General features: G+C 64.3%; 1 pseudogene. It reads right to left on the bottom strand.

The features are described 5' to 3' along the window. Nucleotides 1-437 (bottom strand): annotated as a pseudogene (gene carB / locus LC454_RS26275) (carbamoyl phosphate synthase large subunit); the annotation flags it as partial.

Below are 437 nucleotides of genomic sequence, written 5' to 3'. Positions count from 1 at the left end.
GTCCAGGGTATGGGCAACGGCAGCGGTCGGGCACTCCAGGCCGATCTCGCTCATCGCCACGCGGAACAGCTCGCGGTCTTCGGCCATCATGATCGCTTCGCGCTTGGCGCCGATCAGCTCGACGTTGTACTTCTCAAGCACACCGTTGTCGGCCAGGTCCAGCGCGCAGTTCAGCGCGGTCTGGCCACCCATTGTCGGCAGCAGCGCGTCGGGCTTCTCCTTGGCGATGATCTTCTCGACGGTCTGCCAGTTGATCGGCTCGATGTAGACGGCGTCGGCCATCTCCGGGTCGGTCATGATCGTGGCCGGATTGCTGTTGACCAGCACCACGCGGTAGCCCTCATCTCGCAGGGCCTTGCAGGCCTGGGCGCCGGAGTAATCGAACTCACAGGCCTGGCCGATGACGATCGGGCCGGCACCGATGATGAGGATGGTCT

The organism is Sphingobacterium sp. GVS05A (genome assembly GCF_019969845.1).
Lineage (GTDB): Bacteria > Bacteroidota > Bacteroidia > Sphingobacteriales > Sphingobacteriaceae > Sphingobacterium.
Note: the sequence above shows the minus strand (reverse complement) of the source record. Positions and strands in the feature narration are given on the sequence as shown.